Genomic DNA, 22,516 nt, shown 5'->3' with positions numbered 1-22,516 from the left:
GCCTCCAATCGCCCGTCGGCAGCTTCCCCTTGAGATAAGAAAGGCTCGAGGTCCCTGGGCTGCTTGCCGCGAACGGGGACGCTATTGCCTCAGCCCCGCGTGGGCAGCGCGCTCAACCCAGCGGCCGCACGCGGAAGTTGCGTCCCTTGATCCGACCGGCGCGCAACCGTTCCAGCGCCTTGTTCGCGAGCGAACGGGTCACCGCCACGTAGGCGCGGGTGGCGAAGACGTCGATCTTGCCGACGTCGTCGGCACCGAGCCCGGCCTCGCCGGTAAGCGCGCCGAGAATGTCGCCCGGACGCAGTTTGTCCTGGCGGCCGGCATCGATCACCAGGGTCTTCATCGGTGCCAGATGCAAGGTCTTGCCGCGCGGCGGTGCGAGCTTGAGCGCCTGCCAGGACAGCGGCGTGCCGAGCACCTGCTCGAGGTTTTCTGCCTTGGGCTTTTCGCGCGGCGTGCAAAGCGCGATCGCCAGGCCCGCCTGCCCGGCGCGGCCGGTGCGGCCGATGCGGTGGGTATGGGTGTCAGGGTCGTGCGCCATGTCGTAGCTGATCACCAGTGGCAGCGCCGCGATGTCCAGCCCGCGCGCGGCCACGTCGGTGGCCACCAGCACGTTGCAGCTGCGGTTGGCGAAGCGCACCAGCACCTCGTCGCGGTCGCGTTGTTCCATGTCGCCGTGCAGCGCCAGCGCGGAGAAGCCGCGGCGATCGAGCTCCTGCGCCACCGCATCGACGTCGCGGCGCATGTTGCAGAACACCAGCGCGTGCTGGTCGCGTTCGGTGGCGAGCAGCTGGGCCAACGCCTCGGGCTTGCGCGCCGGTTCGACGTCGATGAAACGCTGCTCGATCGACGGGCGGGCCTCGGGCGCGGCTTCCACCGTCACCTCCACCGGGTCGTGCTGCAGCCGCTGGCTCACGGCGCGAATGGCCTCGGGCCAGGTGGCGGAGAACAACAGCGTCTGGTGATGCCTGGCGATGCGCTTGACGATGTCGTCGATCGCCTCGCTGAAGCCCATGTCCAGCATGCGGTCGGCTTCGTCCAGCACCAGCGTGCGAATGCCGCCGCCGTGCAGGCTGCCGCGCTTGAGGTGTTCCTGCACGCGCCCGGGCGTGCCGACGACGATGTGCGGATCATGCGTGAGCGAGGCCAGTTGCGGCCCCAGCGGCATGCCGCCGCACAGGGTCAACAGCTTGACGTTGGGAATGTTGGCGGCCAGCCGGCGGATCGCCTTGCTGACCTGGTCGGCCAGTTCGCGGGTGGGGCAGAGCACCAGCGCCTGCAGGCGGATCGTGCTGGCCTCCAGCGATTGCAGCAGGGCCAGCCCGAACGCGGCGGTCTTGCCGCTGCCGGTCTGCGCCTGGGCGATCACGTCGCGCTCCTGCAGCATCGGCGGCAGGCTTTGGGCCTGCACGGGCGTCATCTGTTCGTAGCCGAGCGTCTGCACGCTGGCGAGCAGGGCGGGTTGCAGCGGGAGCGAGTCGAAAGTGGTCATCCGTCATTGTCGCATGCGCAAGCGGCATGCCGGCTTGACGAGCCGGCGCCGCTGCGGCAGGTTTCGAGGTCCCCGACACGGTGAAGCGACCCCTCTTGCCCCTGTCCCTTTCCGGGCGCGCGACCCGGCATCGCGCACGTCGATGGCTGCTGCCGCTGGTGCTGCTGGTGCTGCTGGCGGGCCTGGCGGGCTGCGGCCCGGTGCGCAATCCGATGGCGCACTGGGTTCCGTCGCCCAACTACGACCAGCGTCGCCCGGTGGCGATCGTCATCCATTTCACCGACCAGGATTCGGTGCAGGAGAGCCTGCACACCCTGCGCACCGCCAACAGCGGCGGGCCGGTGAGCGCGCATTACCTGGTCGGCAGCGACGGCGGGATCTACCAGCTGGTAGCCGACAGCAAGCGCGCCTGGCAGGCCGGACCGGGACGCTGGGGCACGATCACCGATCTCAATTCGTCGTCCATCGGCATCGAGCTGGACAACGACGGCCACTCGCCCTTTGCGCCCGCGCAGATCGACAGCCTGCTGCGCCTGCTTGCCGACCTCACCACGCGCCTGCACATCCTGCCCACGCAGGTCATCGGCCACGAAGACCTGGCTCCCGGCCGCAAGAACGACCCCGGCCCGCTGTTCCCCTGGCAGCGGCTGGCCGACGCCGGCTATGGCCTGTGGCCGCGCGGCCCGCTGGTGGAACCGCCGCCGGGCTTCGATCCGTGGATGGCGCTGGCGCTGGTCGGCTACCCGCTGGACGACCGCCCCGCCGCGGTGCGCTCCTTTCATCACCACTTCCGCGGCACGGAGGGCGACACGCTCGATGCACAGGACCTGCGCGTGCTGTATGCGCTCTCGCGTCAACTGACAGGTACGCCGCTGCCGGGCCCCGTACTGGTCGCGCCCGGCCAGTAACCGCGCGGCATCACCAGGCTTGGCGAGCTGTCGATTCGCCGCCATCCCGTTCGTCGGAAGCATGGAAGCCCTTTGCGGGGCTCCATACCTTCGATCCATCGACGAGGAAGTGCCATGCAGATCCAGCCTTACCTTTTCTTCGACGGCCGCTGCGAAGAGGCCGTTGCGTTCTATCGTGACGCGCTCGGCGCGCAGGTGATCGCGCTGATGCACTACAGCGACGCGCCGCAGGGCAATGCCGATTGCCCGGGCGGTTCGCCGCCGCCGGCGGACAAGGTTATGCATGCCTGCCTGCAGATCGGCCAGACGCAGGTGATGGCGTCGGACGGCTTCGCCAAGGGGCATCCGGAATTCAAGGGCGTCTCCCTTTCCATCACCGCCGACGACGATGCGCAGGCGCGGCGGCTGTTCGACGCGCTCGCCGAGGGCGGACAGGTTCAGCAGCCGCTCGGCCCGAGCTTCTTCGCCTCCAGCTTCGGCATGGTGGCCGACCGCTTCGGCGTGTCGTGGATGGTGGTGGCGGGGACGCCGGGGCAGGATTAGCCGGCAAAGCGGGAAGCGACGCCCGGTTGGCGCCGCTCCCGCGCCACGTGGATGGCGAACACCGCCGCGGTGGCACCGCTGAGCGCGAGGAACACGATCGGGATGTCCAGCACCGAACCTTCGTGCAGCACGCTCATGGCGACCGTGCCCAGTGCCGCCACGCCCATCCGCACGAAGCCCAGCAGCGAGGCGGCATGGCCGGCTGTGCGCCGGAACGGCGCCATCGCCTTGGCGGTGGCTACCGGCACCACCAGGCCGACGCCGCAGAAGCACACGCTGATGGGTATCAGGAAGGCGGCCAGGCTGCCCTCGGCGCCGAGCAGCAGCGCAACCGCCAGCAACGCCAGCGAGCCGGCCAGCAGAATGGCCAGGCCGGCGGCCAGGATCCGCAGGTAGGCCGATCTCGGCGTCAGCCAAATGCACAGGCCGGCACCGGCCACGAAGGCCACCAGGATCGACGCAGCGACGATCACGATCGCGCCGCTGCCTTCGTTTAGCACGTTGATGACCAGGTCCGGCGCTCCGATCAGCGCGGTGTAGACCACGCCTACCGCGCAGCCACCGAGCAGGGCGAAGACGACGAACCGCGGGGTGCCCAGGATGCGTCGCCAGGTGCGCCACAGTCGGCGCGGGCGCAGCGCGCGGTGGTCGGGGCAGGGGCGAGTTTCCGGTAGCCAGCGCCACACCGCAAACCACAGCAACATGCCCAGCGCGGCCAGCACCGCGAAATTCGCGCGCCAGCCGAACGCCCGCGCCAGCCAGACGCCGGCGACCGGACCGACCGCCGGCGCCAGCGCGAAGGCGGCGTTCAACTTAGCGTAGACGCGCTGGCGCCGCTCGGCCGGGAACGCATCGCGCACCGCCGCGTCAGCCACCACGCTGCCGGCGCTGGCGCCCAGCCCCTGCACCAGCCGGCTGCCCAGCAAGGGCCAGATCGAGACGCTGGCCAGGCTGAGCAGGAAGCCCACGGTGAGCACGGCGGTGCCGCCGAGCATCACCGGTCGCCGGCCGTAACGGTCGGCCAGCGGTCCGAGCCCGAGCTGGCTGATCGCCGACCCGGCCAGATAGAACGTCATGGTCAGCTGCACCAGGCCGTAGTCGGCGGCCAGCGCGTGCGCGATGGCCGGCATCGCCGGCGTGTACTCGGTGTCGCCGAAGGGCGCCAGCGCCATCATGAAGGCCAGCAGCGCCAGCGCCGGTTGCGGCATCCGCGCCGGGCCGCGCCGCGTCGTTGACGCGCCGTTGGCGGCATCGGTGCCGGAATCGGCGGATCGGCAGGACATGCGGTGGCCTTGCGCCCGGTCAGGCCTGTCACCATTGGCGCTCGCCCGAGAATGTTCCGTGAGGCGCGCTGGCGGCAGCGCCGTTCCGCAAGCAAAGGATCCGGACAGGCATGGCCCCATCCCACCGCGACGCTCGCGCGGCCGGCCCGGCAGGCGGTTTGCGCCGCTGGCTTCGGCAGGACGTCGAGCGGCCGCTGGAGGCGCTGGCCGGCGGCCGCGCGCGGTTGAAGGTGCTCGTGTTGCTGGCCTGCGTGCTGTCGCTGGACGCGGCCGACAAGGCTACCGTCGGGGTGGTGGCGACGCCGATCAAGAACGCCCTTCACGTGGGCAACCTGCAGATCGGCTGGCTGGTGACCGCCTCCACCGCGGTGGCCGCGGTAATGACCTTGCCCTTTGGCGCGCTGGTCGACCGCGTGCGGCGGGTGCGGCTGCTGGTGATCGCGCTGCTGGTGTGGTCGGCCACCATGGTGGCCAGCGGACTGGCCGTGTCCTATCCGATGTTGCTGCTCAGTCGCCTGGCGCTGGGGGTGGTCGCCTCGGCCGCGTCTCCGGCGGTTACCTCGCTGACCGGCGATTTCTTCCGACCGGACGAACGCGGGCGCATCTTCGGTTATGTGCTGGCCGGCGAACTGCTGGGCGTGGCGTTCGGTTTCCTGATTTGCGGCAATGTGGCGGCGTGGCTGTCCTGGCGTGTCTCGTTCCGGGTGCTGGCGGTGCTGGGCTTCGCGCTGGCGCTGGTGCTGTGGCGGTACCTGCCCGAGCCCGCGCGCGGAGGGCAGGGCCGGATTCCGCCCGGTGCGCGCCGCGTGCCTGCCGAGGGCGAGCCCGCCTGTGCGCCGGCAGGAAGCGCGGCGCGCAGCGGCTCGCTGCGGCGGGTGATCCGCTGGCGCGGCGTGCGTCCGCGCCACGCGCTGATGACCATGAATCCGGCCACCGCGTCGCTTTGGCGCGCGGTGCGCTACGTGCTTTCGGTGCCGACCTACCGAACCCTGATCGTCGCCTCTGCGCTGGGTTATTTCTATTTCACCGGACTGCGCACCTACGCCATCGTGTTCATGCGCGGACGCTTTGGGCTGGACCAGGCCACGGGCAGCACGCTGGCCGTGCTGATCGGATTGGGCGCGATCGTGGGCGTGTTGCTGGCTGGCCGCCTGGGCGACCGGCTGATCGATCGCGGCCGGCTCACCGGCCGCGTAGTGGTGGCGGCAATGGCCTACCTGCTGGCGACGGCGGCGTTCCTGCCCGGCCTTTCGATCGGCACGTTGTGGCTGGCCGGGCCGTTCTTTTTCCTCGCCGCCGCGGGTATCGGTGGCGCCAACCCGGCCGTGGATGCCGCGCGCCTGGACGTGATGCCCTCGGCCCTATGGGGCCGTGCCGAGGGCGTGCGGGCGACCTTCCGCTTCGCGCTGGAGGCGATCGCGCCGCCGTTGTTCGGCTACGTCGCTGCCCGCTTCGCCGGCCATGCGGGCGCGGGCAGCGCCGCCGCGGGTGCCGCGGCCGGTAGTGCGGCCACGGCGCGCGTGGGCGCGGCGGGGCTGGGAGACGCTTTCCTGGTGATGCTCGCGCCGCTGGCGCTTGCGGGCGTGCTGCTGCTGGTGCGCACCACCCGCACGTATGCCCGCGACGTGGCATCGGCGCTTGCCGCCGAGCGGCGGACGCGCGAGCGCGGCTAGCGCGGAACATGGACCGGCCCGCCATCGACGCGGTTCGCTCGAACGCCCGCTTGACGCAAGCGCTCGCCTTCGGCGCCAAGATGGGCCATGCCCACGTCGAATCCTTCCCGGGCGTGAACAAGCCACCCGGGGACGCACGCATTCGCCATACGTGAGACAGCCCATTGGAACCATGGACTTTCTCCGGCGCTGCGGCCGGAGAAGCGGACGCCCCAACAGGGACGTCCGGACATCGAATGTCCGCAGCGAATCCCGAGGAGAACATCGCAATGAGCAATCGTTTCGAACGCACTGGCCCGTTGACCGAGCTGACCAGCTACCCGCAATGGGCCCAGGACATGGTCGGCGCCTGCGAGGAGGCCAAGCAGAGCGTGATCCGCCACGAACTGTGGAACCTGATGCGCGAGAACCGGCTCGACCGGCAGGGCACCCGCGATTTCATGGCGGGCATCTGGCCGGTGATCGAGCGCTTCCCCGCCTACATGGCGCGCAACCTGCTCAAGACCCAGTACGGCCGCAGCCCCGGCGACAACATGGCCCGCCGCTGGCTGGTACGCAACATCCGGGTCGAACAGAACCACGCCGACTACTGGCTCAACTGGGCCGAGGGCGCCGGCGTGCCGCGCTGGGACGTGCTTTACGGCGAACGCGCCCAGGGCACCCAGGTGCTGGCCGACTGGTGCGAGGAGGTCAGCCAGTCCGACAGCCTGGCCGCCGGCATCGTGGCCACCAACTACGCGGTGGAGGGCGCCACCGGCGAGTGGTCGCAATTGATCTACGACAGCGCCAGCTACGCGCAGAGCCTGCCGGAGGACAAGCGCATCCAGAGCCTGCGCTGGCTGCAATTGCACGCTGCCTACGACGACACCCACCCCTGGGAGGCGCTGGAGATCGTCTGTACCCTCAAGGGAACCGCTCCGGCTGCCGATGAAGTGGACCACCTCGCCGAGTGCGTCAGGCGCAGCTACATCGGCATGCGCATCCTGGCCGATCGCTGCGTCGCAGGTGCCCGCGTTTACGGAACCGTGAACGAGGTGGCGGCTTGATAGGGCGTAAAAGATGAACAATCACCCGTAGAATTGCGCGGGTCAGCCACAGGATAGGGGATTGAATGCCTGCCGCCGTGCCTAGCTTGCCCTCGTTGCCGCGGCGCCTGGTGCCGCTGGCATGGGGGCTTGCGGCCGTCATTGGCTTGATCCTGGTATTCACCTGGGGCGCGTTGCAGATCCAGGTCGCTCTCGCCGGTTTTCTCAACGGCGAGAGCATCTGGTCCAAGGCCCAGAAGCAGGCGGTCATCGACCTGGACAACTACGCCGCCAGCGGCGCGCCGGCCGACTTGGCCGCCTACCGGCGCAACTACGACATCCTGCGCATCGATCGATGGACCCGCGACGTGGTGGCCGCCGGCGACTACGACCGCGACGCGGTGGGCCAGGCGCTGTTACGCGTCAACACCATGCAGTCGGCGGTGCCGGGCGTGATCTTCATGCTCGATCATTTCGCCACGGCGCCCTACATGAAGGAGGCGCTGGCGGCATGGCGGTCGGTCGACCGCCAGGTCGCCGAACTGGACACCGTTGCCCATGAAGTGGAGGCGGCCCACGCGAGCGGCGCGATGGATGCGGCCGCCATCGCGCGCCAGCGGGCGCGCATACGTGCACTGAACGATTTCATCGAGCCACGCGCCAAGGTGTTCTCGCAGGAGGTGGCGCACGGTGCGGTCTGGATGGGACGGGTGCTTTATTCGACCATCTTCGGCGCCACCTGCCTGGCCACGATGCTGTGGCTGTGGATGGCGCGGCGCGTGCTGGCCGGCATGCGCGGCAGCGAAGAGCGCTACCGGCTGCTGTTCGACCGGGCCGCCGATGCGATCGTCATGGTCGACGAGCACGACGGACAGATCCTGGACGCCAACCGCAAGGCGGTCGAATGGACCGGCCGTGGTGCGCAGGAGCTCGTCGGCACGCCGTTCGCCGCGCTGTTCGAGCGCGGCCAGCCGCGCGGGGAGGGCATGACCCAGGGTGCGTTGCGCGAGCGCGGCGGGCAATCCCGCCCGGTGGAAACGCAAAGCAGCCTGGTGCGCTGGGGCGAGCGCGCCGTGCGCCAGGCGATCGTGCGCGACATTTCCGAGCGGTTGAACCTGGAGCAGGAGCGGCGCATCGCCGCCGAAGCGCTGGCCAGCATCGCCGAAGGCGTGATCATCGCCGATGCCGAACGCCGGGTGATCTCGGTCAACGCCGCGCACCTGGCCATCACCGGCCTGTCGCTGCAGGACGTGCAGGGACGTCGCTTCGACGAAACCCGCTGCCTGGCCGACGATACGCCGCTGCCGCCTTCGGTCTGGGGTGCGCTGGACGCCGGCGGCAACTGGTTGGGCGAAGTGCACAGCCAGCGTGCCGACGGCAGCGTCTATCCGGAATTGCTGAGCATCAGCGTGATCCGCGATGCGGAAGAGCGCGTGCAGCATTACGTGGCGGTGTTCACCAACATCAGCACGACCAAGGCCAACCAGCGCAGGCTGGAACACCTGGCCACGCACGACCCGCTGACCGGGCTGGCCAACCGCGCGGAGTTCGAACGCCAGTGCACGCAGGCGATCAACACCGCCGACCGCGAGCACGGCGCGGTGGCGGTGCTGTTCATCGACCTGGACGCCTTCAAGGTGGTCAACGACAGCTACAGCCACGCCATCGGCGACCGCTTGCTGGTGCACGTGGCCGAGCGCATCAGTCGCGACCTGGGCGAGCACGACGTGGCCGGGCGCATCGGCGGCGACGAATTCACGGTGCTGATCGGCAAGCTGGTTTCGCGCGAGCAGGCCAGCACGCTGGCGCAGCGCCTGCTGGTGGTGCTGGGCGAGCCGATGAAGGTGGGCGACTACGAGGTCGCGCTGAGCGCCAGCATCGGCATTGCCGGCTACCCGCTCGACGGCAGCGATCCGGTCACGTTGATCGCGAACGCTGATGCCGCCATGTACGCGGCCAAGACGCAGGAGCGCAACACGTATCGCTTCTACTCGCCGATGATGCAGGCCGACGCGCGCAAGCGCCTGGCGCTGGCGGCGGAGCTGCGCCAGGCGCTTGCGCGCGACGAGTTCCGGCTGGTTTACCAGCCCAGCGTGGACATGCGCAACGGCAAGGTGGTGGCGGTCGAGGCCCTGTTGCGCTGGCGCCATCCGGCACGTGGCGAGGTGTCGCCGGGCGAATTCATCCCGATGGCCGAGAAGCTCGGCCTGATCCGCCACGTCGACGATTGGGTGCTGCAGGCCGTCGCCCGGCAGATGCGCCAGTGGGACGAGGAGGGCATGCCGCCGATCCGCGTGGCCGTGAACATCTCGGCCGGGTCCTACGGCGCGCCGCATTTCGTCGAAGACGTGCGCCGCTGGCTGGTGACCGAGCGGGTCGCGCCGCAGCGCCTGCTGCTGGAAATCACCGAGGGGGCGATCCTGCGCCTGGGCGACGAGATGGAGCGCACCATGAATGCGCTGCACTCGCTGGGCGTGGGCGTGGCCATCGACGACTTCGGCACCGGCTATTCGTCCATGGCCTATCTCAAGCTGCCGGCGATCGCCTTCCTCAAGATCGACCAGAGCTTCGTCGCGGGCTTGCCCTCCAGTTCGCACGATGCGGCCATAGTCGAGGCGATGCTGGCCCTGTCCAAGCGGTTGGGCCTGTGCGCCATCGCCGAGGGCATCGAGACCGAGGCGCAACACGAATTCCTGCTGCGCGCCGGTTGCACCGAAGGCCAGGGCTATCTCTACGCCCGGGCGCTGGAAGTGCCGGAGATCGAACGCATGCTCCGCCCCGGGCAGCGGCCCGGCAGCGCCCGCCTGCGGCTGGTGCCGCCGGCCCGGCGCTAACGGCCGTCGCGAACCGTAGGGTGGGCTTCAGCCCACCGCTCTTTCGCACCCGTGCTGGCGGGCTGAAGCCACCCTGCAAACACGACGTCAGTGGTCGCGGATCTCGGTCAGGACGCGCTGCACGGCAGCGGCGACGACCTGCGGCTGCTCGTAGGGAATCACGTGTCCGGAGTGTTCGGCGACGAGCAGGAAGCTGCGCGTGGACAGCGACGTCATCGCTTCCTGCGCCTGGCGCCACTGCTCGTCCTCGGCGTTCGGTGGGAGCGAGGTCTTGCCGCGGCGGATGATGGCCAGCGGCGTGTCGCCCAGCGTGCCGTAGCCGCCGGGCTTGCGCATGGCGGCAGGGACACGGTCGATGGCCTCGTACTCCTGCTTCAGCGTGCGCAGGATGGCAGGAGTGAACGCCATCTGGACCTCGGCCGGCGTGCCGGGTGGCAAGGCGGTCACCGGCGCGCCTTCCCTGGCGCCATCCAGGGCGCCGTTGATCTGGGCGATGATGGCCTGGCGTGCCTTGGCGGCACCAGGCGCGAACACGATGCTTTCGGGCGTGGCATCCACCAGCACCACGCCGGCCACCTCGCCCGGGTATTTCCGCGCGTAGAAGCGTGCCAGCAGCCCACCTGCGGAGTGCCCGACCAGCACCAGCGGACGCCCGAAGCGTTCGGCGAGGACGAGCTTGTGCAGGTCCTCGACCATGTCCTGCCGGGTGCGCGGACCGGTTACCGGATCGCTCCAGCCCAGGCCCGCGCGGTCATAGATGCACACCTGGGCGAACGGCGCGATCAGGTCTTGCGCCTTGCCGTAAGTGGAGTAGGCCGTGTACTGCGACAGGCCGCCCTCGAAGATCACTACCGGCCCCTCGGGCGTGCCCTTGCACTGAATGTGCAGGCGGCGCCCGCCGATGTCGACCAGCCGGCCGGGTGGTGCCGGCTTGGCGTAGACAACGGCAGGTGAAGCCGGGGCAGCCCGGGGCGAGGGGAACGATGCCGGCGCGGCCATCGTGGCCGACATCAGGGCGAGCGAAACCACACACGCACGAAGCATGGGATGACTCCTTGGCAGGTTGGCGGGATCGTCGGTCGGCGCCGGGATCTGCGTTCAGCCGGTGGCGATCTTCGGCGGGTGAATCCGCGTACGCCGCCGGTACAGCTTGAGCACGAGGTCCAGCGCAATAAACAGTGCCGCCAGGGCGATGCCGCCGCGCGCGCCGTCGTTGGTCGACCTGGCCAGGAAAAGGGCGCCGTCCGCCAGCCACCACGCCAGCAGCGCGAGGAAGGCCAGGTGGATGCCGATCTCCAGCCATCGCGTCGGCGGCGACCAGCGCCCTTGGCGGTAGACCACGCCCAGGTTGACGAACGCCAGCAACCACAGCAGCACGACCGGCGGCGCCCGCCAGCGCAGGAACGCCGGGTCGAAGGCGAACACCCGCGGCAGCGGATCGGGCAACTGGCCGATGATCCATGGCAGGCAGGTCATGAACACGGCGCCGATCACGAACCAGGCGAAACCTATCCCGAAGGTCTTGCGATCGATGCGGTCGGGGTCGACGCCACGGGGGCGCCAGGCCGGCCTGGCCAGGCCCAGTTCGCGCACGCCGACCGCGACCAGGGCCATCATGACCAGGAAGCCGGGCCACCAAAGGGAACCCAGGCCCCAACTGAACCACCAGGCCGACGCCGGCTGCCCCTGGAATACGCGCGGCAGCGTCAGGGCCCATTGCAGGCCGATGCCGCCGAGGGACAGCAGTGCGAACGAGCGGGTCTGTTCGGCCGGGATGATTACCAGGCCCGGGGGACGATAGCGAGCGGCGATCCCGGCAGGGGTACCGAAGTCGTGCAGCAACCCCAGCACCATGGCGTCATCCGCCGCCCGGCCTTCGCGCTGCGCCCGGTCGTCGAGCATCTCGGTCAGCAGGCCGCGCAGTTCCAGGCCGATTCCGTTGCGGTCCTTGCCCGGCAGCCGGCGCATCACGTCGACCACATAGGATTCGATCACGTCGTTCGCATTCATGTCCCGCTCCCCTCCAGCAAGCCGGCCATGGTCCCGACCAGGGCGCCCCAGGTAGCCGTCAGTTCGGCGAGCAGCGCCTCGCCAGCGTCGTTCAGGTGGTAATAGCGGCGCGGCGGCCCGTCCTCGATCCGCCACGCGGACGCCAGCACGCCCTGACCGTCCAGTCGGCGGAGCAGGGGATAGAGCGTCCCTTCCTCGATCGGCATGCCGCGCTGGGCCAGGGCCTGGCGCAGCGAGTATCCGTACTGCGGTTCGCGCAGCTGGCTGAGTACTGCCAGCACCAGCGCGCCGCGGCGAAGTTCGAGTTCCAGCTTGGCCGTCGGGTTTTCGCGGGATTCCGCCATGCTGCACCTCGTATAGTGCGATGCACACTACCTTGTGTCGCACAGTACGTCAACAGGGTGCGGCATCAGAGGGGGCGAGGCGCTGCAAGGGGTGGCTGCCCGCGTGGCGCGACACAAGCCACAGCCTGCGCCGCGGGAAGCGCGGCGCGGGCAAGGTGAGCGTCGGCCACCCAGTTAGTGAAGTTGTACCTCGACCACCTGGGTCGCCGAACGATAGAGCGCCGGCAGCCACTGCTTCAGGTGCGCCACCTTGGGGGCGTCGTTGTAGACGATGTAGGCGTTGTGCGGATGCTGCGCGGCGAAGTTCTGGTGATAGGCCTCGGCCGCGTAGAAATCCTGCAGCGGCACGACCTGGGTGACGATCGGGGCGTCGAACGCGTGGGCGGCGGTGAGCTGGGCGATGTAGGCCTTGGCGACCCGCTCCTGTTGCGGCGTGGCGTAGAAGACCACCGAGCGGTACTGGCTGCCGACGTCCGGCCCCTGCCGGTTGAGCTCGGTGGGATCGTGGGCGGCCGAGAAGAACACTTTCAGCAGTTGGCCGTAGCTGACCTGGCGGGGGTCGTAGGCCACTTTGACTGACTCGGCATGTCCGGTATCGCCGTCGCTGACGCGCTCGTAGGTGGCGGTGTCGGCACTGCCGCCGGCGTAGCCGGACCAGGCTTGGCGCACGCCGCGGACATGGTCGAACACCGCTTCCACGCCCCAGAAGCAGCCGCCGGCGAACACCGCGACCTGTTCGCCCGCCTGGGCGGACGGGGGATCGAGCCTGGGGTCGGGCAAACGACTGATGTCGTCGGCCGTGGCTGGGCCGGAAACACCGCAACCGGCCAGTGCGCCGGCCAGTGGGATCAGGGCGAACCATCGACGGATCATGGGCATACCTCGCTGAGCACAGTGAGCTACGGACGCATGACGGGATCGGGTGCGACGCGCTCGCAAGGTATTCGCCCGGCGGCGCTTCCCGGTTACCTCACGGTGCTTGTCCCCTCCGAGAGGGACCCGGGGGGCGCGCTTGCCGGGAAAGCATCAGAGCACGCGGATTTCCACGTCGCCCAGTTGCACGGTCTGTCCCGCGTGGATCTTGCAGGTCTTGCGCAGCTCGCGTTGTCCATCGACGTGCACTTCACCGCTGGCGACCAGCGCCTTGCCGGCGCCGCCGCTGTCGCACAGGCCGCTCAGCTTGAGCAGCTGGTTCAGTTCGACGTGGTCGCGTTCAAGCTGGAAAGTGAGTTGCTGCATGGCGGGGCAGGCGTCCGGCGGGGTGCGCCAGTGTATCGGCTGCACAAGAGACGAGGGCGCCGCAGTTGCGTCGCCCTCGTGGGATCAGTTCAACGATCCGTCAGTGGTAGTAATTGCTGATCCGGTCGGTGAAGGTGGTATCGGCAAAATCCGGCCAGTTGTCCTTGTCGAACCCCGGCGCGTCTTTCAAACGGTCCTTCGATACGTCGAGCACCAGGCAGTGGTTCTCGGTGTCCAGGCGCATGGCGTTCCACGGCACGGCGAACAGTTTGTCGCCCATGCCGAGCACGCCGCCGAAGGACAGCACGGCGTACTGGATCGTGCCGCTGGCAGTGTCGATCATCAGGTCCTTGATCTCGCCGAGATCATCGCCCGAGGCGTTGCGGACGTTCTCGCCGTTGAGCGTGCTCGAAGCCAGCACGGTGCCCGTGCCCAAACCCGCACGGTTGGGATGGCTGGCGTTGTAACCGGTCGATTGAATGGTCATGGCGATGCTCCTGGGCAGTGAGGGGAGTCGTCGTGGGTGCGACGGTTTCCACTCTGCCGCAAGCGCCGTGACGCGAGGGGCAAACGGTCGTAAACAAGCCTTTAGCCCCCCGCCTTGCGCCCGTCGATGCGCGCCTGCAAAGCCATGGCTGCGGCGGGATTGCGCTCCTTCGCGCTGCTGATGAAAAAGATGAACACGTCGCGTGGTGCCGCCTCCGGTTGCAGGCTGGCGACGTGCGGGAGCGGGGCCGGATCCTTGCCCTGCGCCCAGCCCCGTGCGTGTTCGGCCCACGTGTCCAGCGCGTCCGCCGGATAGCCGTCCGGCTGGTCGGCGGCGCTGCGCATCAACCGCGCGTAGACGAAGTCGCCGGTGGCATCGGCGAAGGACGGATAGCGGTCGGCGTCGGTGAACACCGTAGGCACGCCGTGGTTGCGAGCCAGCTCGACGTAGCGTTCGCTGGCGAAGCTCGGGTGGCGCACTTCCAGCACGTGGCGCAGCGGCCGTCCGTTCAATTCGCGCGGAAGCGCATCGAGGAAGCCGGCGATGTCGTCCGCGTCGAACGGTCGCGAAGGAGCGAGTTGCCAGTTGATCGGCCCCAGCCGGTCGCCCATTTCCTCCAGCCCGCCGAACACGAACGCATCGATGCCCTTGCCGGCGCCCGCCAGGCGCTTGCTTTCGACCACGTAGCGCGGCGCCTTCAGCGCGAACACGAAACCCTCCGGCGTTTCGCCGGCCCATTTGCCGTAGGTGGCCGGCTTCTGTGCGCCGTAGAAGGTGCCGTTGATCTCGATCGCGCGCAGTTGCCGGCTCGCGTATTCGAGCTCGCGCCGCTGCACCAGGCCGGCCGGGTAGAAGTTCTTGCGCCAGGGCGCGAAGGTCCAGCCGCCGATGCCGACGCGGATGGGACTTGCGGCCGGGGTGGCGAAAAGATCGGGCGTGCCAGCCATGGGATCGCTCCGGGGGAGGGAAGATCCCATCTTGCCACCGTCGAGCGGGGACCTCGAACAGCTGCATTTTGCCGGCGCTGCACGCTCTCGAGGTCCCTGTAGGAGCTCACTGGTGGGCGATGCTCTTCGCCGTACTTCGATAAAGCATCGACGCCAGTGGGCGCCGCGGGCCGCGAACCAGCTTGGCAACGGCGCGATCCTCGCGAACTGCAAGTCGCTGTGCGGCTTGCGCTCCAGCTTGCAGGGTTCCCGGCACCCGGTCGTGGTCGCGATCAATCGGCCTTTGATGCTCCCTGTCGACGCGCGCGTGCCGGCCGGCCTCTGGCCTTGCTGTCCGTTTGACGCGATAGTGGGCCGTTCTCATCAGTGGGAGTTCCGTTCATGACCCAGCCAGTCTTTTCCATGCGCCTGGCCGCCGCCTGCGCCCTGTTGTTCGCCACCACCGGCGCGCTGGCGCAGACGCCCGCGCAGCGGCCATTGCCGCCGCCGGTATCCACCGGCGACACCGCCCGGCCGCTGCCGGCGCAACTGGCCGACTTCGGCGCCTACGTCGACAGCGCGCGCAAGACCTTCGACGTGCCCGGCATCGCCGTGGCCATCGTCAAGGACGGCCGCGTGGTGATGGAGCAGGGCTGGGGCCTGCGCGAGCTGGGCAAGAAGGACAAGGTCGATGCAGGCACGCTGTTCGCGATCGCCTCCAATACCAAGGCCTTTACCGCCGCCGCGCTGCAACAGCTGCAGGAGCAGGGCAAGCTGGACATGGACGACCGGGTGATCGATCACCTGCCGTGGTTCCGCATGTCCGACGCGTACGTGACCCACGAGATGCGCATCCGCGACCTGCTGGCGCACCGCAGCGGCCTGTCGCTGGGCGCTGGCGACCTGCTGTACTGGCCGCCGACCGACTACACCACGAAGGACGTGGTCGAGCGCCTGGCGAAGGTGCCGATCAAGAACAGCTTCCGCGCCGGCTACGCCTACGACAACATCCTGTTCGCGGTGGCGACGCTGGTGATCGAACAGGCCTCCGGCCAGAGCTACGCCGATTACGTGCGCACGCACATTTTCGAGCCGGTCGGCATGGACGAGTCGTTGATCGACAAGACCTACCTGAAGGGCGGCATGGACGTGGCCACCGGCCATGCCAAGGCCGACTTCAAGGATCTGCGGCCCGTGCCGCCGATGGCCTGGCTCAACGATCCGGGCGCCGGCGGCATCTATTCCAGCGTGCACGACATGGCCAAGTGGATGAACGTCCAGCTGGCCGGCGGCAAGCTGCCGGCCACCGGCGCCGATGGCAAGGCCAGGCGGTTGTTCTCGGAAAAGAGCCAGCACGAGATGTGGTCGATGCTCACGCCCATCGGCATCAACAAGCCGCAGGTGCCGGAACTGGCGCCACTGACCCCCGACTTCTTCGGCTACGGCGAAAGCTGGTTCCTGTCCGACTACCGCGGCAAGAAGCTGGTGTGGCATACCGGAGGCTGGCCGGGCATGGTGTCGCGCGTGACCCTGGTGCCGGAGCTCAAGCTGGGCGTGGTGGTGCTGACCAACGCCGAGTCGGGCGCGGCCTTCAACGCGATCACCTATCGCGCGCTCGACGCCTACCTCAACCCGGGCAAGAAAACCGACTGGGTCGCCGTATACGACAAGGCCGTCAAGCACGCCCAGGCCAAGGCCGACGACAGCATGGCCACGCACGAGGCCGCGCGTGACAAGGACAGCAAGCCTTCGCTGCCGCTGGAAGGCTACGCCGGTACCTACCGCGACCCGTGGTACGGCAACGTCATCGTCAGCCGCGAAGGCGGCAAGCTGCGCCTGCGCTTCAGCCACACGCCGCAACTGGTCGGCACCATGACGCCGTGGCAGCACGACACCTTCACCGTGCGCTGGGACGACCGCACGCTCAACGCCGATGCCTTCGTCACGTTCGCCCTGGACGAGGACGGCCACGTGCGCGAGGCGCGCATGGAGCCGATCTCGCCGCTGACCGACTTCAGCTTCGATTTCCAGGACCTGCGGCTGGCGCCGGTGAAGACGGACGAGTCGGCCGACTGATCCTCACAGGGGCCGGGCGACCGGCCCCTTCCGGTTCGCGGTGGGTCGACGCGGAACCTGGTTGATGGCGCGGCGGGATACCTGTTTTTTCGCCGACTTGCGAGTACCGATTTTTTTCAGGAGCGCTTGCCATGTTGAAACCCACTCGCGGCGCGTTGGCGCTGCTTTTCACCGGCCTGCTTGCCTCCGGCGCCTGCGCGCGCGAGGCGGCATCGACCGCGCATCAGCTCTTTCAGGTCAGCCTGCCGGCATCGGCTGACGCGCCGGCCGCCGGGCGGCTGCTGGTGTTCGCCACGGAGGCGAAGGCGGCGAAGGCCGCTGCCGGGGACGGCAAGGTCGCCGAAGTGGACAGCAGCCCCTTCGCGCCGAAGCAGACCGCGGTGGCCGCACGCGAGGTGGCACGACTGGCACCTGGACACAAACTGTTGCTGGATGCCGACGACCTGGCCTTCCCGACCGCCTTCTCCCGGCTGCCGCCGGGCGACTACCTGGTGCAGGCGGTGCTCGATCCCCAGCACGACTACAACTACCACGGCCGCAACGGTGGCGACCTGGTCAGCGAAGTGGTCGCGGTGCACCTGCCAGGCGACGCGGCGCCGTCGCTGGCGCTGACCCGGACGTTGCCCGAGCGCAAGCTGTGGGACATCCCCACGCGCTACATGAGCCAGACCACCCGCAAGCATGTCGCGCAGGCGCGCGAGCAGGTGCAGCCGATCGATGTCGTCAGCCCCGCATTGAGCGCCTTCTGGGGACGCCCCATCCACATGCGCGGCTGGGTGGTGCTGCCGCCGGGTTACGACCCGCACGGCGACACGACCTATCCCACCGTGTTCCAGACCCACGGTTACGGCGGCGACCTGTCCACGCAAGTGGGCACCGCGGCGATGGTCTTCGGCGCGATGGCCGAGAAGCAGTTGCCGCCGATGATCTGGGTGGTGCTGGACGAGTCCAGCCCCACCGGCACCCACGAGTTTGCCGACTCGGTGAACAACGGGCCGTGGGGCAGGGCGCTCACCACCGAGCTGATCCCCGCGCTGGAACGCCAATACCGCATGGATGCGCGCCCGTCCGGCCGCTTCCTCACTGGCCATTCCTCCGGCGGCTGGGCCACGTTGTGGTTGCAGACGCGCTATCCGAAGGTGTTCGGCGGCACCTGGTCGACCTCGCCCGACCCGAGCGATTTCCACGACTTCACCGGCGTGGACCTGTACGCGCCTGGCGCCAACGTCTACCACCGCGCCGATGGCACGCCGTACCCGCTGGTGCGCGCCAAGGGCAAGGTCATCGCCACGTTCGAGGACTTCGCGCGGATGGAGCGCGTGCTCGGCCCCTACGGCGGACAGATGGCCTCGTTCGAATGGGTGTTCTCGCCGCGCGGCACCGATGGCCGCCCGCTGCCGATGTTCGACCGCGATACCGGCGAGGTCGATCCGGCGGTGATCGCGTACTGGCGCGAGCACTACGATATCGCCCATCGCCTGCAACGACACTGGCCGGAACTGAAGCCGGACCTGGACGGCAAGATCCACCTGGTGGTGGGCACGGCGGACACGTTCTACCTGGACGGTGCGGCGCACAAGCTGAAGGCGGTGCTTGACGGCCTGGGCGCGAAGTCGGATTTCCGCTTCCTGCCCGACCGCACGCATGGCGACCTGTATGTGCAAGGCGAGGACCGCCAGGGCTTGTTCAAGCAGATGGCGTGGGAGATGTACGCGGTGGCGCGGCCTCAGTCGCAGCTCAAGCGCATCGCAGTAACGCCTTAGCAAGCTTTTGCTCCCTCTCCCCTCCGGGGAGAGGGCTGGGGTGAGGGGGCAAGGCTTGCACGAAGGTGCGGGCGTGCGGGTGATCGCTTGTCACTTTGCCTGCCGGTAGGGCCAGGTGAGAGCTTCCGGCGAGCCCCGGCCCCTCACCGCAATCCTCTCCCCTCCGGGGAGAGGGAGCAGGCTCATCCGGCCCAGGGGTCATAGCTGCCAAACCACCACAGGTGCCCCTCCGGGTCGCGACAGCCGTAGCCAGCTCCGCCGTATTCCTTTTCCGCATATTCATCGACGATCTCCGCCCCGGCCGCCTTCGCCCGCTCGTAATGCGCCCGGCAATCGCGCACCGTCACGCAGGCACACTGCGTCTCGCGCCCATCGAACGCATCAGGCTGTCCCAGCAAGCGTCCGAAACCGTCCTCGCGCACGCTGCCGAGCATCAGCATGCCGCCTCCGTACACCAGCTGGGCATGTGCCACGCCGCCCTGGTCGTCGTCGTAGACAGCCTGCTTCTCGAAGCCGAATGCGCCACACAGCCAACCAATCATGGCGTGGGCATCGCGGTAGCGCAGGCAGGGGATGATGGTGCTGGGTCCACGGTTCATCGCGTTCTCCTGGTCGGGAGCCATGAATCTACGGCAGCGGGCGGAGCGTGGTCTTGTAGATTTCCGTCGGTCAGTCGAGCGCCAGGTGGTTCAGGTGGGGGCCCTGCTGCGTCATGAATGTGCCGGGCGTGATGCCGGCGAAGCGACGGAACTCATGAGCCAGGTGCGCCTGGTCGCAGTAGCCTCCGTCTGCCGCCAGGCCCGCCCAGTCCACTTGCGGCCGGCCGTGCGCCTGGGCGACCACGGCGCGGAAGCGTAGCAACCGCGCGTATGGCTTGGGACCGTAGCCAACCTGCCGGCGGAACAACCGTCCCAGCCTGCGCTCGGAGACGCCCGTCTCGCGCACGAGCCAGCCGATGCGTACCGCCTGCGGTGACCGCTCCAGCCAGGCCAGCGCGTGGGCCACGCATGGTTCGAGCCGAGGCAGGCGCACGCGTGCCTGCAGCCAGCGTTCCAGCAGTGCCAGCCGGTGGCCCGGCCGCGGCGTCTCCAGCAGGCGCTGGCGCAATTCGGTGGCGTGATGGCCGAACAACCCGGCCAGGTCCACGTCGCGGCCATCCAGTGCCCCCATGTCCTCGCCAGTCAACGCGCCCGCGCCGCCGGGCCGGAATACCGCACCCATCACGCGGATCTGCTCGGCGGTATCGATGATCTGGCTGCACCGTTGCGGCCCGCCCAGCACGCTGCCGGAGGCGCGCAGGCAGCGACGCTCGGCGTCGTCGGTGTAGGTGCGCGTCTGATCCTCGTACAGGTTGATGATGAGTTGCGCGCCGGGCTGCGGCAGCACGCGCTCGTACTGCTGCGGGGCCGGCGGCATGTCCCAGTCCCACAGCGTTTCGACCAGGGCATCCAGCGGCGGGGCGGGCCGGCGTTGATGGAAAGCCACGGCAGCCGCCGTCCGCTCAGCTGGTCTCGCCCGGATCGGGCAGGCGGTGGATGCGCATGTCCTGCGGACGGATCAGCGACAGGCCCTCGCTGCGCAACCGCGCCAGGATCGCCAGCAACAGGTCGCTGCGCACGCCGCCGACCTCGCGCGGGCTGGGTACGTAGCCGGTACCGACGAAGTGGATGCCGAGCGTGTCGACATGCTCCAGTTGCACGTTCGGCTCGGGCATCTCCTGTACTTGTGGATGGTCCATGTACGCCTCCAGGATGATCTGGCGCGCGCGTCCGGCATCGGTATCCAGCGGCATCGGCAGCTTGATCTGGACGCGGCCCTGCGCATTGGCGAGGGTCACGTTGCGCACGTTTTGCGTGATCAGGTGCGAGTTCGGCACGATCACCGTGGAACGGTCCCAGAGCTGGATCTCGGTGGCGCGTACGTTGATGCGGCGGATATCGCCCTCGACATCCGCCAGGCTCACCCAGTCGCCGACCTTCACCGGCCGCTCGGCCAGCAGGATCAGGCCCGAGATGAAGTTCTGCACGATCGCCTGCAGGCCGAAGCCGATGCCCACCGACAGCGCGCTGGCGATCCAGGCGATGCTCTGCAGGCTCACGTTGAGCGCGGCCAGCGCCAGCGCGAACACCAGCACGCCGCCGACGTAGCCGAGCAGCGTGACCACCGAGCTCTGCATACCCGGTTCGAGCGTGGTCCTGGGCAACAACTGTTCGCCCAGCCAGCGCTTGAGCACGCGCACGGCGATCAGGCCCAGCACGAACACCACGATGGCGTCGAACACCGTGCCCGGATTGATGGTGAGCTGGCCCAGCGTGAGATTGCCGAACAGCTGGCCCATCCGCGCGACGAGCTCCCGCGGGTCGGTGCCGAAGGGCGCGGCCAGCGCCGCGACCGCCAGCAGCAGGATCAGCACGCGACTGATGCCCGAGAGTACGGTGGCGGCCTGCTCCAGCGTGCGCGGCGGCAGCGCGAACGCTGTCTGCAGTCGTTGCCCGCTGCGGCCGTTGGGTGCGAGCAGGGTGGCGATCAGGTCGTGCACCAGGTGCAGCAGCAGATAGAGCGCGCCGACCAGCACGCCGATCCACAGCATGCGGCTGGCGATGAAGAACGCCAGCGCAATGTAGCCCAGCGCCACGGCGAGCAAGCTCAGCACCACGCCCAGCGCCGCCGCCCCGGCCAGCAACCCGACCCACAGTGGCCGCTGCGCCGGCTCGCGGCCTGCGGCGAGCAGGGCGCGCCGTGCCTGGCCCAGGCGCAGCAGGGCCGCGCCTATCAGGCCGCTGATCACCAGCGCGATCAATCCGCGCGTGGCGACCGTGGCCGGCAGGCTGGCGCCGATGGTGCTGTTGACCCGCTCGACCACGCCCAGCAGCAAGGTGGCGACCGCCAGCAGGCCCGGGAACAGGTGCAGGCGCCGCGCTGCGGCATTGGAGAGGGTGGGCAGGCGCCACGACGGATGCGCTACCGAAAGCAGCGCCCGGCCAAGCCCGACCACGAATGCCGCGAAACACACCCTGCGCACCAGCGAGCCGGCCAGTTCGTCCAGGCCCGGCTCGAGCGTGTCGTGCCAGTCCAGTCCCAGGCGCACGAGCTGGGCGGCAGTGCCGAACACGACCACGGCGCCCAGGGCCACGCCCACTGCCATGGTGCTGCGGCGCAGGTGGTTGTCCGGCATCACGCGGGTGGCGAAGAACAGCAGCGCGCGTTCCAGCAACAGGCGCCCGGCGACCAACGCCAGCAGCGCAGTCCCCAGGCAGAGCAGCAGCGGCAGGCGGTTGGGCGGCTGCCAGGCATCGTGCCAGGCGTCGGCGCCACGCGCCCGGAGCCGCTTCAACCGGGCCAGATCGTCGGGCAGCGCGCGCGCCGGTTCGGTCCAGAACGACCCGCCGAGCGGCGACGCCGTGCGCGAGGCCAGTTGGGTCTGGAACTGGTCGCGGCGGGTGGCATAGACCTGCGCGGCCAGTTGCATGCCTTCCTCGCCAAGCAGTTGCGCCTGCTTGATCTGTGCATCGAGGCCGGCCTTGGCCTTGTCCAGTTGCCGGCGCTGCGCCGCCACTTCCGCCGCCTCCGGCGGGGCGCTTTCGGCCGGGGCCGGGCCCAGCACCGCCAGGCGCGCATCCAGGCTTTCCATCTGCGGCGCCAGCGTGGCGGCGAGCTGCTCGGCCTGGTCCTGCACCGCCTGCGCGGTGGTGCGCAGGCCGGCCAGCGTGCGGTCGTCCGGCTTGTCCTTGAGCTCGCGCTTGATCGTGTCCAGCTGGTCGCGCAAATCGTCCAGCACGTGCGCGGGCGAAACCTTGGGTGGGGCGGAGCCGGCCGGCACGTCCTGCGCGTGCAGCACGGGAATGGCGGCCAGCAGCAGGCACAGCAGAAGGCGTCGCAGGATGGGCATCCGGGCATCATCCGGGCGAGCCCG

General features: G+C 69.1%; 19 protein-coding genes. 7 read left to right on the top strand and 12 right to left on the bottom strand.

All coding sequences use genetic code 11. The features are described from left to right. Positions 1 to 112: 112 nt before the first annotated feature. The gene (gene dbpA, locus OSC30_RS00900; protein WP_267169949.1) at positions 113 to 1,492 is read right to left on the bottom strand and encodes an ATP-dependent RNA helicase DbpA; all 1,380 of its coding nucleotides are present in this window, start codon (positions 1,490 to 1,492) and stop codon (positions 113 to 115) included. A gap of 101 nt (positions 1,493 to 1,593) precedes the next feature. Between dbpA and OSC30_RS00895 the strand changes: the two genes are divergently transcribed. Continuing rightward, entirely contained in the window at positions 1,594 to 2,400 is an 807-nt protein-coding gene (locus OSC30_RS00895; protein WP_425474722.1) for an N-acetylmuramoyl-L-alanine amidase, read from the top strand. 114 nt (positions 2,401 to 2,514) lie between these two features. Then, positions 2,515 to 2,943: a VOC family protein gene (locus OSC30_RS00890; RefSeq protein WP_267169948.1), complete on the top strand. Its 429-nt coding sequence runs from the start codon at positions 2,515 to 2,517 to the stop codon at positions 2,941 to 2,943. Here OSC30_RS00890 and OSC30_RS00885 read toward each other — a convergent pair. Beyond that, positions 2,940 to 4,226, bottom strand: coding sequence for a multidrug effflux MFS transporter (locus OSC30_RS00885; protein ID WP_267169947.1), 1,287 nt, complete (start codon positions 4,224 to 4,226; stop codon positions 2,940 to 2,942). The two genes, OSC30_RS00890 and OSC30_RS00885, sit on opposite strands and share 4 nt — an antisense overlap. Before the next feature lie 110 nt (positions 4,227 to 4,336). Here OSC30_RS00885 and OSC30_RS00880 point away from each other — a divergent pair, with 110 nt between their 5' ends. From OSC30_RS00880 to OSC30_RS00870, 3 genes are all read left to right on the top strand, one after another. Then, complete coding sequence (locus OSC30_RS00880; RefSeq protein WP_267169946.1) at positions 4,337 to 5,899, top strand: MFS transporter; 1,563 nt, start codon at positions 4,337 to 4,339, stop codon at positions 5,897 to 5,899. Between the two features lie 269 nt (positions 5,900 to 6,168). Continuing rightward, positions 6,169 to 6,945, top strand: coding sequence for an iron-containing redox enzyme family protein (locus tag OSC30_RS00875; RefSeq protein ID WP_267169945.1), 777 nt, complete (start codon positions 6,169 to 6,171; stop codon positions 6,943 to 6,945). Positions 6,946 to 7,010: 65 nt separating this feature from the next. Further along, positions 7,011 to 9,758, top strand: a complete 2,748-nt coding sequence (locus OSC30_RS00870) for a putative bifunctional diguanylate cyclase/phosphodiesterase (protein ID WP_267169944.1) — start codon at positions 7,011 to 7,013, stop codon at positions 9,756 to 9,758. A gap of 87 nt (positions 9,759 to 9,845) precedes the next feature. On the opposite strand, the gene OSC30_RS00865 is transcribed toward OSC30_RS00870, so the two are convergent. The 7 genes from OSC30_RS00865 to OSC30_RS00835 form a co-directional block, all read right to left on the bottom strand. Then, the gene (locus OSC30_RS00865) at positions 9,846 to 10,802 is read right to left on the bottom strand and encodes an alpha/beta fold hydrolase (RefSeq protein WP_267169943.1); all 957 of its coding nucleotides are present in this window, start codon (positions 10,800 to 10,802) and stop codon (positions 9,846 to 9,848) included. 54 nt (positions 10,803 to 10,856) lie between these two features. Further along, positions 10,857 to 11,768 (bottom strand): hypothetical protein, encoded by a 912-nt coding sequence (locus OSC30_RS00860; protein WP_267169942.1) that lies wholly within the window; start codon positions 11,766 to 11,768, stop codon positions 10,857 to 10,859. Then, positions 11,765 to 12,112 carry a PadR family transcriptional regulator gene (locus OSC30_RS00855; protein ID WP_267169941.1) on the bottom strand — a complete coding sequence of 116 codons (348 nt, stop codon included), beginning with the start codon at positions 12,110 to 12,112 and terminating at the stop codon, positions 11,765 to 11,767. Before OSC30_RS00855 ends, OSC30_RS00860 begins: the two co-directional genes overlap by 4 nt. 174 nt (positions 12,113 to 12,286) lie before the next feature. Then, on the bottom strand, positions 12,287 to 12,985 hold the full coding sequence (gene msrA, locus OSC30_RS00850; protein WP_267169940.1) for a peptide-methionine (S)-S-oxide reductase MsrA: 699 nt from the start codon (positions 12,983 to 12,985) through the stop codon (positions 12,287 to 12,289). A gap of 153 nt (positions 12,986 to 13,138) precedes the next feature. Then, on the bottom strand, positions 13,139 to 13,351 hold the full coding sequence (locus tag OSC30_RS00845; protein ID WP_267169939.1) for an RNA-binding S4 domain-containing protein: 213 nt from the start codon (positions 13,349 to 13,351) through the stop codon (positions 13,139 to 13,141). Between the two features lie 100 nt (positions 13,352 to 13,451). Further along, entirely contained in the window at positions 13,452 to 13,838 is a 387-nt protein-coding gene (locus OSC30_RS00840; RefSeq protein WP_267169938.1) for a PRC-barrel domain-containing protein, read from the bottom strand. A gap of 101 nt (positions 13,839 to 13,939) precedes the next feature. Continuing rightward, positions 13,940 to 14,785 (bottom strand): DUF72 domain-containing protein, encoded by an 846-nt coding sequence (locus OSC30_RS00835; protein WP_267169937.1) that lies wholly within the window; start codon positions 14,783 to 14,785, stop codon positions 13,940 to 13,942. A 381-nt stretch (positions 14,786 to 15,166) separates the two neighbouring features. On the opposite strand from OSC30_RS00835, the gene OSC30_RS00830 reads away from it, so the two are divergent. Continuing rightward, entirely contained in the window at positions 15,167 to 16,840 is a 1,674-nt protein-coding gene (locus OSC30_RS00830; protein ID WP_267169936.1) for a serine hydrolase, read from the top strand. Positions 16,841 to 16,971: 131 nt separating this feature from the next. Further along, positions 16,972 to 18,603 carry an alpha/beta hydrolase gene (locus OSC30_RS00825; protein WP_267169935.1) on the top strand — a complete coding sequence of 544 codons (1,632 nt, stop codon included), beginning with the start codon at positions 16,972 to 16,974 and terminating at the stop codon, positions 18,601 to 18,603. Positions 18,604 to 18,785: 182 nt separating this feature from the next. On the opposite strand, the gene OSC30_RS00820 is transcribed toward OSC30_RS00825, so the two are convergent. Genes OSC30_RS00820 through OSC30_RS00810 form a run of 3 tightly spaced genes read right to left on the bottom strand, consistent with a single transcriptional unit; the run spans position 18,786 to position 22,492 of the window. Then, a complete protein-coding gene (locus OSC30_RS00820; protein WP_267169934.1) occupies positions 18,786 to 19,226 on the bottom strand; it encodes a VOC family protein in 441 nt (146 codons plus the stop codon). Positions 19,227 to 19,272: 46 nt separating this feature from the next. Beyond that, entirely contained in the window at positions 19,273 to 20,088 is an 816-nt protein-coding gene (locus OSC30_RS00815; RefSeq protein WP_267169933.1) for a helix-turn-helix domain-containing protein, read from the bottom strand. Between the two features lie 16 nt (positions 20,089 to 20,104). Further along, the gene (locus OSC30_RS00810; protein WP_267169932.1) at positions 20,105 to 22,492 is read right to left on the bottom strand and encodes a DUF3772 domain-containing protein; all 2,388 of its coding nucleotides are present in this window, start codon (positions 22,490 to 22,492) and stop codon (positions 20,105 to 20,107) included. Between the last annotated feature and the right edge of the window lie 24 nt (positions 22,493 to 22,516).

Source organism: Frateuria hangzhouensis (assembly GCF_026410505.1).
Lineage (GTDB): Bacteria > Pseudomonadota > Gammaproteobacteria > Xanthomonadales > Rhodanobacteraceae > Frateuria_A > Frateuria_A hangzhouensis.
The sequence above is the reverse complement of the archived record's forward strand: the minus strand, read 5'-3'. Positions and strand labels throughout refer to the sequence as shown.

Coding starts and splice junctions, on each gene's coding strand:
- dbpA (WP_267169949.1), bottom strand. CDS start 1,492: ATGACCACTTTCGACTCGCTCCCGCTGCAACCCGCCCTGCTCGCCAGC.
- OSC30_RS00890 (WP_267169948.1), top strand. CDS start 2,515: ATGCAGATCCAGCCTTACCTTTTCTTCGACGGCCGCTGCGAAGAGGCC.
- OSC30_RS00885 (WP_267169947.1), bottom strand. CDS start 4,226: ATGTCCTGCCGATCCGCCGATTCCGGCACCGATGCCGCCAACGGCGCG.
- OSC30_RS00880 (WP_267169946.1), top strand. CDS start 4,337: ATGGCCCCATCCCACCGCGACGCTCGCGCGGCCGGCCCGGCAGGCGGT.
- OSC30_RS00875 (WP_267169945.1), top strand. CDS start 6,169: ATGAGCAATCGTTTCGAACGCACTGGCCCGTTGACCGAGCTGACCAGC.
- OSC30_RS00870 (WP_267169944.1), top strand. CDS start 7,011: ATGCCTGCCGCCGTGCCTAGCTTGCCCTCGTTGCCGCGGCGCCTGGTG.
- OSC30_RS00865 (WP_267169943.1), bottom strand. CDS start 10,802: ATGCTTCGTGCGTGTGTGGTTTCGCTCGCCCTGATGTCGGCCACGATG.
- OSC30_RS00860 (WP_267169942.1), bottom strand. CDS start 11,768: ATGAATGCGAACGACGTGATCGAATCCTATGTGGTCGACGTGATGCGC.
- OSC30_RS00855 (WP_267169941.1), bottom strand. CDS start 12,112: ATGGCGGAATCCCGCGAAAACCCGACGGCCAAGCTGGAACTCGAACTT.
- msrA (WP_267169940.1), bottom strand. CDS start 12,985: ATGATCCGTCGATGGTTCGCCCTGATCCCACTGGCCGGCGCACTGGCC.
- OSC30_RS00845 (WP_267169939.1), bottom strand. CDS start 13,351: ATGCAGCAACTCACTTTCCAGCTTGAACGCGACCACGTCGAACTGAAC.
- OSC30_RS00840 (WP_267169938.1), bottom strand. CDS start 13,838: ATGACCATTCAATCGACCGGTTACAACGCCAGCCATCCCAACCGTGCG.
- OSC30_RS00835 (WP_267169937.1), bottom strand. CDS start 14,785: ATGGCTGGCACGCCCGATCTTTTCGCCACCCCGGCCGCAAGTCCCATC.
- OSC30_RS00830 (WP_267169936.1), top strand. CDS start 15,167: ATGACCCAGCCAGTCTTTTCCATGCGCCTGGCCGCCGCCTGCGCCCTG.
- OSC30_RS00825 (WP_267169935.1), top strand. CDS start 16,972: ATGTTGAAACCCACTCGCGGCGCGTTGGCGCTGCTTTTCACCGGCCTG.
- OSC30_RS00820 (WP_267169934.1), bottom strand. CDS start 19,226: ATGGCTCCCGACCAGGAGAACGCGATGAACCGTGGACCCAGCACCATC.
- OSC30_RS00810 (WP_267169932.1), bottom strand. CDS start 22,492: ATGCCCATCCTGCGACGCCTTCTGCTGTGCCTGCTGCTGGCCGCCATT.